Origin of the sequence: Nocardia rhamnosiphila NBRC 108938, assembly GCF_000720425.1 — a bacterium.
Classification (GTDB): Bacteria; Actinomycetota; Actinomycetes; order Mycobacteriales; family Mycobacteriaceae; genus Nocardia; species Nocardia rhamnosiphila.
In genome coordinates this window covers 270714-282230 of the sequence record NZ_JOAJ01000002.1, presented here as the reverse complement: position 1 = coordinate 282230, position 11517 = coordinate 270714, and the positions used below count along the sequence as shown (strand labels likewise).

The following is an 11517-nucleotide window of genomic DNA, read 5'->3' as shown; positions in this document are numbered from 1 at the left end:
GGTCGTCCGCCGTCCGCGCGGTGCGCCGACCGCGGCGATACGGCGGTGTCATCGGTCGTACCGGGTGGGGAACGCGTGATCTGCGGGGCGGGGACGGGCACCTTAGGCTCGACCCATGGGACTCGATGTGTACGCCGTCCGGCCCGGCCAGAGCCGGGTGACCGATGGCGCGGCCTTCCGCCGGTTGCAGGACATGGCGCCGGAGGAACGCGGCGAGTTCGGTTGGCTGCATCCGGAGGAGCCCGAGCCCTTCCGTGAACTGGCGCGCGAGTTCGCGACCGGTGGGCTGTTCTGGCCCTCCGACGGCGACCCGACCGGCTTCCGGGGTCAGGTGTACGACGGGTGGATATCCGACGAATTCGGGCTCAGTTTCTACGACCTTTTCGATCCCGAGGAGGTGCGGGGCCTGCTGAAACGGCTCGACGAATGGCTCGTCCGGGCGGAGACCGGCGCGGTGCCGGCGCCGCTGTTCGGCCACGACAGCGACGACGGCTACGCGCTGGCCCGGGTGCGGTCGCTGGCCGCGTTCCTGCGGGCGGCCGCGGCGCAGGGCCTCTGGCTCTTCCCCGACTACTGATCGGCCACAGCGACCGGTGCGCCGCCGATCTCCGGCAGTAACGCCAGGCGGCTGGCCGTGCGCTGGATATCGGGCGGCAGGAGATCACCGGTCAGGCATTCGGTGCGCGGCACAGAGGCCACGAGATGCAGGCGGCGGTCCCGGTCGCACAGCACGTCCACCAGGTTGGCGAAACGTTGCGCGGCGTCGCGGCCGGTGGTGGCCAGCGGGGGCAGACCCGACAGCGTCCAGTCCCGGAACCGGTCGGCCAGGCTCAGGTAGTCGATGGTCGAGTACGGACCGTCGCAGAGATCGGTGAAATCGAACCAGACCGCGTCGCCGCGCACTGCCCGGGCGGTCACCGTACGCGTACCGATCCGGACGCGCTGCCGTTCGGCCGGGGCCGGCGGCACCAGGCCGGCCCGCGCCAGCTGGGCGTCGGCACCGGGCCAGACGTAGCCGCCGCGTGCGAACTCGGCGGCGGATGTTCCCGGCCGGCGAGCCCGCCGGTAGTCGCGGGGACCCGCGACCTCGAGGATATCCAGTGCACTGTGCAGGGTCGCGGCCAGCGGTTCGATCAGATGATGGAACAGCGGATTCGGCAGCAGACCCGACGGCGGATAGTTCGACGTGGCGACCAGTATGATCCGCTGGGCGAGCAGCGATTGCACGACTCGGGCCATGATGGTGGCGTCGCCGGGATCATGGACGTGGAATTCGTCGAAACACACCAGCCGGGAGTGGCCGAGTAGTTCGCGGACAGCGCGGTCGCCAGCGTGTTTCTCGTGGCGGTGGGCGGCATAGCGGGTGTGGAATTCGCGGAAGAACTCGTGGAAGTGCATACGCCGTTTCCCGGGGATGGGCACCGCCGAGTAGAAGGTATCGGTCAGCCAGCTCTTCCCGCGCCCCACCGGTCCCCAGACGTACACGCCGCGCGGCGTCGAGCCGAAGAGCTTACGGCGGCGCGCTATCTCGTCGCCGAGCTGTACCAGTCGGGCGGCGGCCGCGTACTGCGACGCGTCCAGTTCGAATCCGGCTGTCCGGGCGGCCGCCTCGAAAACATCCGGCGTCCAACCGCGTGGCGTTCCGGCCACCTTCGCCACCTCCTCGGTCCCGGAGGTCAGCCTGGCAGGACGACGCCACCGAGCCCAGAGATCAGGAGCACATGTGAGGATGATCGCCCGATGGAGCGGGCGTCATGCCGCGGGTGTCAGCGTGTAATCCCGTGGGTCGAGTTTGCGGACGCGGCGGCGGTACCGGGTGACCGTACCCGGCCAGTTGTTGGTGATCTTGCCGGCCGCGTTGCGGTACCAGCTCGAGCAGAAGTTCCACGGCGTGCGTTCGAGGCGTTTCTGCAGGGCGTCGTTGAAAGCGCGCTCGGTGTCGGCGCGGACCTCGAGGACATGGCCGGGTGTGCCGGCGAGCAGCTCGACTGCCTGCCGGATATAGCGGGACTGCGATTCGATCATGTAGATGATCGATCCGACGCCCAGATTCGTATTGGGTCCGTACACCATGAACAGGTTCGGGAATTCGGGCACCGTGATCCCGTAGTAGGCGTGTGCGCCCGCGGACCACACCTCGGCCAGCTCGCGCCCGTCGCGGCCGGTGATACGCATCGGCCACAGGAACTCGGTGCCCTTGAACCCGGTGCCGTAGATGATCACATCGACTTCGTGCAGGGTGCCGTCGGCGGTCCGCACACCCTGCGGAGTGATCTCGGTGATATCCGAGGTGGTGACTTCCACATTGGGCCGGGTGAGCGCGGGATAGTAGTCGCTGGAGAACAGGACGCGTTTACAGGCGATCGGATAGTCGGGGGTGAGTGCGGCCCGCAGGCCGGGATCGTCCACGTTCTCCGTCAGGTTCCGGGCGGCGATCCGCGCGACGAGACGGCTGATGATCGGCAGTTCCACCAGACCCAGCGAGGAGATCTCGGCGGTGAGCCACCAGCCGAGCCGCTCCACCAGCAGCATGCCGGGGATCTTGGCGAAGAGCTTGTGCTGGACCGGGGAGTAGTCGGTATCGAACTTGGGCAGCACCCAGGCCGCGGTGCGCTGGAACAGGGTCAGTTGCTCGACCACCGGCTGGATCTGTGGAACGTACTGGATGGCGCTCGCACCGGTGCCGATACAGGCCACTCGTTTCCCGGTGAGGTCGACCTCGTGATCCCACAGGGCCGAATGGAAGGCGGGGCCGGCGAAACTGCCGACGCCCGGGATGGCGGGCAGTTGCGGGCGCGACAGCTGGCCGACGGCGGAGATCAGCACCTGCGCGGTCCGCCGGCCGCCGTCGGCGGTCTGCACCGTCCAGCTCCCGGCCTGCTCGTCGAACTCCGCGCCGGTGACCGCGACGCCGAACTCGATTCGCTCCAGCAGGCCGTGCCGGCGGGTCACGCCGCGCAGATAGTCGTGGATGGCGGCCTGACCGGAGTAACGCTGTGGCCAATCGGGCTTCTGCTCGAAGGAGTAGGAGTACAGCGGGGACGGTACATCGCAGGCCGCGCCGGGGTAGGTGTTCTCCCGCCACACACCGCCGAGGTCTTCGGCCTTCTCGAGGATGGTGATGTCGTCGAATCCGTGCCGGCGCAGCTCGATCGCCACGCCGATACCACCGAATCCGGCGCCGATGATCAGGATGGACACCGGGCGTCGCGCATTCATACCAACTCCTGTCGCCGCTGTGGTCTTCCTCACTGTAGGACGGTGCCGGGGGTCCGGATCGGCACTTTCGGCCAAACGTTTCCGGGCCGACACCGCGTCGCCCGCGGCCGCGTGGGGGTGCCGCGCGCGGTCGACGCCCAGGCGGGTACGCATCGGTCACCGCCGGAAAACCGATTGCCCACCGGCCGCGTGGCCGATAAATTATCGCGGTTTGTCCATCCCGACTCCTCGAAGGAGATGCAGTGTCATGGAACCCCTGACCGAACGCGAGATCAGAGCGTCGTTCGTCAATTGCTCGAAGGGCGACGCCAAACGGCTGTCCATACCCACCGATCTGGCCGACCGCCCCTGGGACGACCTGGACTTCCTCGGCTGGTCCGATCCCGGAGCCGCCGGGCGCGCCTATCTCGTGATCCCCGAGGAGCACGGCCCGGCCGGTATCGCACTGCGGTACGAAACGGGCGGACCACGGCGTTCGCAGATGTGCACGATCTGCTCCACCACGCACACCAACGGCGGGGTGGTGCTGATGACGGCACGGAAGGCGGGCGAGGCCGGCCGTCGCGGCAACTCGACCGGGACCTATATGTGTGACGATCTGGCGTGTTCGCTGTACGCCCGCCGGAAGAAAACGCCCGCGATGGGCCGTGCCTATCGCGACGATTTCGATCCCGAGTACCGGATCGAGCAGATCCGGGAGAACATCACCGCGTTCCTGACCCGCGTCCGCGGCTGATCATCGCGGTGGATACCGCTCGACGAGAAAGAGGTAGTGGCTATGCGCCGATACTCGAGACCCGGCCCGGGAAGTGTTCCGGATCCCGCCCCACAACGGCGGAATCCGGAGCCTCCCGCATCCTCCCCGGCCGAGGCGGCCCGGCCGTGCCGGACCGCGCCGGTCGGGGAGGATGCGCCCGGGATTACCCCGGCCGGGTGACGGTTTAGCCTGGGCGGATGACCGATCGACGCCGAGGAGTGTTCCGCGTGACCGGACGCTTCCCGCACGGCCGGTGACCGGCCCCGGCGCGGCGGTGCCTTCCCGGCCGATACCGATCGAGGTCGCGCCGTATCTGGCCGAACTGGTACGGCGGACCCATGCCGTCTACGGCGACCGGCTTCTCAGCGTGTTCGCGGTGGGGTCCCTGGCGCTCGGGGATTACCGGCACGGTCGCAGCGATATCGATATCACGGTGGTCGTCGCCTCCGGCGGGCCCGAGCGGTTGGTCCACGACCTCGCCGAAGCCCTGGCCCACCCCGCGCTCGATTGCCCCGCCCCCGGACTGGAGCTGGTGGTCTACGACGCGGATTTCGCCGCGTCGGGGGCGCCGGAACCCGGCTATCTGCTGAACCTGAACACCGGCCCGCTGCTGCCCGCGGTCGCGGATTTCGATACCGCGGAAGCATCGGCGTTCTGGTACGTGATCGATCGTGCGGTTGCCCACCAGAGTGGGCTGCCGTTGTTCGGACGGGCGGTGCGCGAGGTGCTCGCCGCGCCGCGCCGGATCGATCTGCTCGCCGCGGTGGCGGCGTCCGTCGACGAGCATGCGTCCGGTTCCGGGCACCTCGCCGACAATCGGGTGCTCAACGGGTGCCGGGCCGTGTACTTCTGCCGCACCGGCCGCTGGGTGGCCAAACGGGAAGCCGGTCGGGCCATCGTGGCGGCCGGGGACGGATTCGGTGCGCTCGTGGGCGAGGCGCTGCGTAGTTTCGAGCGGCCGCGGGCGCGGGCGGCGGAGCTGCCCGCGGCGCAGGTCGGCGAATTCTCGGCCTGGGTGGGCCGGACGGTGGCCGCGACTGTACGACGCGAGGCCGCCCAGGGGTCCGTGGAACCCTGAGCCCAATATGCCTTGACAGGAATATTCCTCTAGGGAAATATTGTCCGGGTGGTACGCGATGTCTTCGAAGTACTGGCCGATCCCACCCGGCGGCGGATTCTCGATCTGCTGCGCGACGGTGAGCGCACCGTCGGTGAGCTGGTGGGTGCGCTCGGCGCGGCCCAGCCCAATGTGTCGAAACATCTGCGCATGCTCGACGCGGCGGCGCTGGTGCGCGTCCGGGTGGACGGTCCGCGCCGGCACTACGGTCTCGCGCCCGCCCGGCTGCGGGAGATCGATCTGTGGCTGGCGCCGTTCCGGGAGATCTGGGCCGATCGCCTCGACGAGTTCGAGCGATATCTGGACACGGTGCCCGACGACGAAGGACCCCATGAACCCGAGGAGTGATATGACCGACGTGACCCGGCGTCTCGGTGAAGTCCTGCGCGACGGCGATCGCGTGGGCACCCGCTACGAACGCATCCTGGCGCATCCGCCGGAGAAGGTCTGGCGGGCGCTCACCGAATCCGAACACCTGCGGCACTGGTTCCCCGCGGACATCATCGGTGAGCGCCGCCCGGGTGCGGAGGTACGATTCCGCTTCTGGCCGGAGGCGGTCGAGCGGGCAGGCGAAGAACTGACCGAAGCGGGAATCGCCCCGGAGGACCCGGTACTGCCGGGTCGGATCCTGACCTGGGAACCGCCACGTCTCTTCGAATTCCTCTGGGACGACGAGCATCTGCTGTTCGAGATCGTGCCGGACGATGCCGGATCCCGGCTGCTGTGCACGGTCTGGTTCGGTACCCCTGGGCCGCACGGAATATCGGGGACCGCCGCCGGATACCACGTCTGCCTGGACGCGCTGGTGGATTCGCTCGATACCGGCTCGGGTGGCGAGCCGGACCGGGCGCTGATCCTCGCGCTCGAGCGCCGATACGCCGAGATCATCGGCTGAATCGGCGGCGGCCGCGGGGTATTCGGCGGCGGGACGTCAGACCCGCAGCATGGTGCGGCCGAGCGCGGAACGGTTCTCGATGGCGGCGTGCGCCGCGGCGGCGTCGGCGAGCGGGAAGGTCTGTCCGATGACGACCTCGAGCTGCTCGGTGGCGAGCAGTTCGAGGATCCGGGTGGCGTAGCGGGCCCGGCTGTCGTTGCCGATGTCCAGGTCGTACAGGCCGAGAACCTCCACTCCTCGCTCGCGGGCGCTGTCGGCTCCCGCAGCGGCGAATTCACCGGCCGCGGCGCCGTATCCGATGAAGAGACCGCCGTCGGCCACGATCCGCAGCGCGGCATCGCCCGGGTCGCCGCCCGCGCCGTCGAACACCACATCGGGTCCCCGGCCGCCGGTCGCGGCCAGGGCTCGGTCCGTCCAGCCGGTCTCGGAGTAATCGATCGCGGTCTCGGCCCCCAGACGCCGGGTGAGCGCGAGTTTCGTTTCCCCCCGGGCGGCGGCGATCACCTGGGCTCCCGCCCGATGGGCCAGCTGGGTGAGCAATGTGCCGAGACCACCGGCCGCGGCCGTGATCAGCACCCGCTGCCCGGGCCGGATACCGGCGCGTTCGAAGGCCGCGAGCGCGGTATGGCCGTCGTGGACCACCGCCGTCGCCCGGTCGATGCCCACACCGTCCGGTATCCGGTTCAGTTGCCCGGCACCGGCGAGCGTGTATTCGGCGTAGCCGCCGATGGGCAGACCGCCACCGACGCCGCTGGCCACGGTTCGTGCGGTCACCCGGGTGCCGAGCAGCGCGGGGTCGACGCCCGATCCGACGGCCGTGACGACCCCGCCGACAGCGCCGCCGGGTACGTAAGGCGGCTGTACGGCGAAGTAGTCGGTGCCCCATCCCGACCGCAGTCGGGTATCGAGGAACATCACATCCGCCGCGGCGACGCGTATCAGGACCTGGCCGGCGTCCGGTTCCGGGACCGGAAGCTCCCGCAGCTCGAGGACACCGGGTCCGCCGAATTCCTTTGCCTGTACTGCCTGCACGATGTCACTCCTCGGGTTCGACAACCGGTGAACTCGACCAGTCTGAAACCTTTACATAAGTTCAGGTCAAGGCGGAGTCGTGGAGCGGCAGAGCCGGACGCGGCGCGGCCGGGAACGACGAAACCGTGACACCCACGTCCGGCTGCCGGGTCCGGCGCCCTCGGAGAGGCAGGATCGGGGTATGCGAGTACTGCTGACCGGCGCGGCCGGATTCATCGGTTCCCATATCCACGCCGCGTTGCGGGCCCGCGGCCACGACGTGGTGGCGGTCGACCTGATGCTGCCCGCCGCGCACGGACCCGGGGCGCAGCCGCCGGAGGGGGTGCGGCGGGTGGATGTCCGCGATCCCGCCGGGCTCGATGTGCTGCTACCCGGCGTCGACGTGGTGTGTCATCAGGCCGCCGTGGTGGGCGCCGGTGTCGATGCCCAGGACGCGCCCGCCTATGCCGGACACAACGATTACGGCACCGCGGTACTGCTGGCCGCGATGGACCGCGCCGGATGCGGCCGGCTCATCCTGGCTTCCTCGATGGTGGTGTACGGCGAGGGGCTCTACCAGGGGCCGGGCGGGATCGTGGAAGTGGCGGGGCGCCGGCCCGAAGACCTCGCGGCCGGCCGGTTCGAACACCGGCGGCACGGCGTAGCACTCACCTGGGCTCCGGTTCCCGAGGACACGCCGGCGCGGCCCCGGAGTCTGTACGCGGCGAGCAAGGTGGCGCAAGAGCACTACGCGACCGCCTGGGCCGCGGCCACCGGTGGCACGGTCACCGCACTTCGCTACCACAATGCCTACGGACCCGGAATGCCCAGGGATACCCCGTATTCCGGGGTCGCGGCGATATTCCGGTCGGCGCTGGCGGCGGGACGGGCGCCGCAGGTGTTCGAAGACGGCCGGCAGATGCGGGATTTCGTGCACGTCACCGATATCGCCGCGGCGAATGTGGCCGCCGTCGAGTCCGCGCTGCCCGGGGTTCAGCCGTTGAACATCTGTTCGGGACATCCGATCACCATCGGTGACGTCGCGCGGACCCTGGCCGCCGCCCACGGCGGGCCGGAACCCGTGGTCACCGGCGCGGTGCGGTCGGGAGATGTGCGCCATATCGTCGCCGACCCCGCGCGCGCCCGGCAGGTGCTCGGTTTCACCGCGCGTATCGACCCGGCCGCCGGGCTGGCGGAATTCGCCTCCGCCCCACTCCGGCCGACCGCGGCGGGCGCCGCGATCGGCTGACAAGGATCCGACAATATTCGTGTGTCGTCGCGATGAGTTCTGCGCTCCGGCGCAGTCTGATCTCCATGGGCACACTCATCTATGGCTTCAACGTCTCGGTGGACGGGTACATCGCCGACGCGCACGGCAACCTCGACTGGTCCGATCCGAGCGAAGAGCTCCTCCAGTACTGGAACGACTTCGAGCGGGAGACCGCCCTGGCGTTCTACGGGCGGCGGCTCTACGAACTGATGTCCGCGTACTGGCCGACCGCCGACCAGGCTCCGGACGCCACTCCCCGGAACGTGGACTTCGCCCGCATCTGGCGCGATATGCCCAAGGTCGTGTTCTCCCGCACCCTGGAGTCGGTCGACTGGAACTCCCGCCTGGAACGCGGCGACCCGGTCGAGGTGGTGACGAAACTGAAAGCCGAAACCGACGGCAGGCTGGAGGTGGCCGGCGCGACGCTGGCCGCACCGATCGTGCGGGCCGGACTGGTGGACGAGTACCGGATCATGCTCACGCCCGCCGCCGTGGGCGGCGGCACCCCGTTCTTCCCGACACTGACGTCATGGATACCGCTGCGACTGTTGGAGAACCGCACCTTCCCATGCGGCGCGGTCCTGCTGCGCTACGGGGCGAAACACGACTGACACGGCCATGCGCGCGCTGCCGACGTACGGCCGAGGCAAGCGGCGCAAGCCACGGAAAGCGTAGGCACCGGCAGCCCGAGCGATCTACAGCTGGAGTACCAGGCCCGACGAAGTGGATCGGCTGGGTAGGAACCCGACGAGGAGCGTCGTCGGGTTCCCGGCCGCCGGGGAGGAATCTCACGGGTTCACCGGGAATCGAAAGTACCGATGAGTCCGCCCGGTCCGGCTCGTCTACTCCTCGGGCGCACTGCGCGCGCATCTATTCGATGCGCTGCTCGGGGCCGAGCATGTCCCGCCGACGAAGAGAGAACCTCGAATGGCCACACTCATCCCCGCGATGCTCCGGTTCGAGCCGATCATCGGCAGGTGGAAGACCTCCGGTGTCGTCCTCGACGAGCAAGGCCGGCAGACGGTGAAAATCGAGGGCACAGACGAATACGAGTGGATGACCGGAGGCCGATGGGTGCTGCACCGCGTCGACGTGATGATGGGTGGCGAGCGCACGCGGGCTCTCGAACTGATCGGCGACTACGCCCCGGAGGCCGGTACCTACATGATGCGGGCCTTCGACGCCTCCGGTGCGTACAGCACTATGACGGCACGCCCGAACGCCGATGGGTCCTGGCTCTTCGACGGCGAAGGAATGCGCAGTACTCTCCGGCCATCCGAAGACGGATCGTCGATGTCCGCGCTGTGGGAACGTGATCCCGGCACCGGCACATGGATCCCGTGGATGCGCATGAACTTCGCCGCCATCGAATGATGAACGGTCACCGCCGCGCCGCGTCACGCACTTCGAGATCGGCATCGGTGGACAGGCGTTCCAGAAGCCGACGGGCCTCGCCGCCGCGATATCTGTGCAGCGCCGAGGCGAGCGCGTAACGGACATCCGAGCTGGGATGGTCGACAAGGTGGGCGATATCGGTGACGTCACCGCGGCTCCTGCTGCCCAGGCCGTAGAGTGCGTCGATCAGGTCGTCATCCTTGTCCGCGTTGCGCAGTTGCTCCAGTAGTTGAGGTTTCGTGGGTTCCGGGGGGTCTGTCGCGAACCGGCGACGTAGGTCGGCGGCCTTGAACTCACCACGTCCCAAACATGCCGGACACGCGCAGGGCCGCTGCCCGTGCGCCCTGGGGTGATACCGCCAACCCGTCACCTGCCGCACGTGCCGGACTCGCCGCAGTTCGGCACGGGCGATCGAACGAGGTACGAGGATCTCGTACCCGCGCGCATCCTCGGCGTGCAGGATGACCGAAACAGCCTCGGCCACCGGCATCTCGGTCGCGCCGGCGCCGTAGTGCCCGACGAGAACCGGCTCGTCGTCCGGAATTCGGAAATCCACCGCGACGATCAGCCGCTGCCCGCCGCGGCGAAGCTCGCGTAACCACTGATGCGACAGCACATAAGACGGCATCACCGGCATACAGAACACTCCGCGTCCATGGCTACCCGGAGTGATGCCCGCACGCCGGATCCGCCGAGCGTTCTTCTCCGGTGTCAGGTGCACGAGCAGGGCCACCGGGCGAGCCTACCGACCGCCGTCGTCCACCCGGTGGCGCCAGCCGTCCGCGAAACCGCGTAACCTTGACCGTCGGCGAAGTACTACGCGAGCGGGTCGGTCTCTGCTACGCGAAGTCCCATCTCCGCGCCGCCCTGCTGCGGGTGGCAGGCATCCCTACCGGACTCTGCTACCAGCGCCTCGCGTACGCCGACGGTCACGTCCTCCACGGCTTGGTGGTCGTGTATCCGGGTGGCGGCCGGCATCGCCAGGAGCCTCGGGATCGGATGCTGAAGCATCCGGCTTTGCCGCGCGCCGGCGGCACCCTCGTAGTCGCCTCCCTGGACCGGCTCGGCCGCTCCCCGCAGGACCTGATCATGATCGTGGCCGATCTGCGGCGCCGTCGCATCGGGTTCCGGTCCCTGCAAGAATCCCTCGACACCACCACTCCCGGCGGGCGCCTGGTGTTCCATGTGTTCGCCGCCCTGGCCGAGTTCCTCCGCGAACTCATCGTCGACGGCACCCACGAAGGCCTCGCCGCGGACCGGGCCCGCGGGCAATAGCTTCGACCACCCACTCGAAGCCGATCGGAATCCTGCTCCTGGTCGAGGCCGACTGTTCCGGACCGTCAGGTCGAGCAGACAGGGAAGCATCATCACTGCGGTCCGGGGCGTCGAAACCCGGTTGGCGTGCTATGGGCACCTTGTTACGGTTTTGTCGTGTTGGGAAACAACTCTCGCCTCGAACTCAGGATCAACCGTCTCGAGCGCAAACTCGATCTGATCATGCAGCATCTGGAGATCGAGGATCCCGAAGCCCTCGACTTCACCGAAATCGATGATCTGCTGCGCAGGAACAAGAAGGTCGAGGCGGTCAAGCGTTTCCGCGAACTGGACCCCGCCGCCGGTTTGAAGGAAGCCGCCGACACCGTGGCGGCCCGAGCGAAAACCCTCTGACCGGAGAACCTGCGCCGCTACTTCGAACCTTCGCCCGAAACGATGCGGGACGAGTATTGAGACATCTATCGCGTTGCCCGGCGCGGCGTTCTTATGCCCTGTGCTCATGAACTGGACCGCTGCCGACGCTGTGACCTGGGGTGGGACGTCCTCGATGGCAGAACGAGCGTATGACTTCGCCGGTG

Annotated in this window: 14 protein-coding genes; 10 read left to right on the top strand and 4 right to left on the bottom strand. The window is 68.6% G+C overall.

From position 1 onward, the window contains the following. The first annotated feature begins 115 nt into the window (after window positions 1-115). Window positions 116-577 (top strand): hypothetical protein, encoded by a 462-nt coding sequence (locus tag IG75_RS0110140; RefSeq protein ID WP_030520945.1) that lies wholly within the window; start codon window positions 116-118, stop codon window positions 575-577. On the opposite strand, the gene zapE is transcribed toward IG75_RS0110140, so the two are convergent. Together zapE and IG75_RS0110130 are read right to left on the bottom strand one after the other, a co-directional pair. Next, complete coding sequence (zapE, locus tag IG75_RS0110135; protein ID WP_051714512.1) at window positions 571-1650, bottom strand: cell division protein ZapE; 1080 nt, start codon at window positions 1648-1650, stop codon at window positions 571-573. The genes IG75_RS0110140 and zapE overlap by 7 nt on opposite strands. 102 nt (window positions 1651-1752) lie before the next feature. Next, window positions 1753-3219 (bottom strand): flavin-containing monooxygenase, encoded by a 1467-nt coding sequence (locus IG75_RS0110130; protein WP_030520943.1) that lies wholly within the window; start codon window positions 3217-3219, stop codon window positions 1753-1755. Between the two features lie 247 nt (window positions 3220-3466). On the opposite strand from IG75_RS0110130, the gene IG75_RS0110125 reads away from it, so the two are divergent. The 4 genes from IG75_RS0110125 to IG75_RS37290 all read left to right on the top strand — a co-directional run bounded on the left by IG75_RS0110125 (window position 3467) and on the right by IG75_RS37290 (window position 5988). Further along, window positions 3467-3955 carry an FBP domain-containing protein gene (locus tag IG75_RS0110125; RefSeq protein ID WP_030520942.1) on the top strand — a complete coding sequence of 163 codons (489 nt, stop codon included), beginning with the start codon at window positions 3467-3469 and terminating at the stop codon, window positions 3953-3955. A 274-nt stretch (window positions 3956-4229) separates the two neighbouring features. Beyond that, the gene (locus IG75_RS0110120; RefSeq protein ID WP_036513268.1) at window positions 4230-5054 is read left to right on the top strand and encodes a nucleotidyltransferase domain-containing protein; all 825 of its coding nucleotides are present in this window, start codon (window positions 4230-4232) and stop codon (window positions 5052-5054) included. 48 nt (window positions 5055-5102) lie between these two features. Then, window positions 5103-5441 carry an ArsR/SmtB family transcription factor gene (locus IG75_RS0110115; RefSeq protein WP_030520940.1) on the top strand — a complete coding sequence of 113 codons (339 nt, stop codon included), beginning with the start codon at window positions 5103-5105 and terminating at the stop codon, window positions 5439-5441. A gap of 1 nt (window position 5442) precedes the next feature. Beyond that, on the top strand, window positions 5443-5988 hold the full coding sequence (locus tag IG75_RS37290; RefSeq protein ID WP_051714458.1) for an SRPBCC domain-containing protein: 546 nt from the start codon (window positions 5443-5445) through the stop codon (window positions 5986-5988). A gap of 36 nt (window positions 5989-6024) precedes the next feature. Here the strand turns inward: IG75_RS37290 and IG75_RS0110105 are convergent, their stop codons facing one another. Then, a complete protein-coding gene (locus IG75_RS0110105) occupies window positions 6025-7020 on the bottom strand; it encodes a zinc-binding dehydrogenase (protein ID WP_030520938.1) in 996 nt (331 codons plus the stop codon). A 181-nt stretch (window positions 7021-7201) separates the two neighbouring features. Here IG75_RS0110105 and IG75_RS0110100 point away from each other — a divergent pair, with 181 nt between their 5' ends. From IG75_RS0110100 to IG75_RS0110090, 3 genes are all read left to right on the top strand, one after another. Beyond that, window positions 7202-8248, top strand: coding sequence for an NAD-dependent epimerase/dehydratase family protein (locus IG75_RS0110100; protein WP_030520937.1), 1047 nt, complete (start codon window positions 7202-7204; stop codon window positions 8246-8248). Between the two features lie 65 nt (window positions 8249-8313). Next, the gene (locus IG75_RS0110095; protein ID WP_030520936.1) at window positions 8314-8880 is read left to right on the top strand and encodes a dihydrofolate reductase family protein; all 567 of its coding nucleotides are present in this window, start codon (window positions 8314-8316) and stop codon (window positions 8878-8880) included. 316 nt (window positions 8881-9196) lie between these two features. Continuing rightward, window positions 9197-9643 (top strand): DUF1579 family protein, encoded by a 447-nt coding sequence (locus tag IG75_RS0110090; RefSeq protein ID WP_030520935.1) that lies wholly within the window; start codon window positions 9197-9199, stop codon window positions 9641-9643. Between the two features lie 7 nt (window positions 9644-9650). On the opposite strand, the gene IG75_RS0110085 is transcribed toward IG75_RS0110090, so the two are convergent. Next, complete coding sequence (locus IG75_RS0110085) at window positions 9651-10397, bottom strand: HEAT repeat domain-containing protein (protein WP_030520934.1); 747 nt, start codon at window positions 10395-10397, stop codon at window positions 9651-9653. A 65-nt stretch (window positions 10398-10462) separates the two neighbouring features. Here IG75_RS0110085 and IG75_RS40745 point away from each other — a divergent pair, with 65 nt between their 5' ends. Together IG75_RS40745 and IG75_RS0110075 are read left to right on the top strand one after the other, a co-directional pair. Next, the gene (locus tag IG75_RS40745; protein ID WP_307688168.1) at window positions 10463-10939 is read left to right on the top strand and encodes a recombinase family protein; all 477 of its coding nucleotides are present in this window, start codon (window positions 10463-10465) and stop codon (window positions 10937-10939) included. Between the two features lie 156 nt (window positions 10940-11095). Further along, window positions 11096-11332 (top strand): hypothetical protein, encoded by a 237-nt coding sequence (locus tag IG75_RS0110075; protein ID WP_051714457.1) that lies wholly within the window; start codon window positions 11096-11098, stop codon window positions 11330-11332. Window positions 11333-11517: the final 185 nt, after the last annotated feature.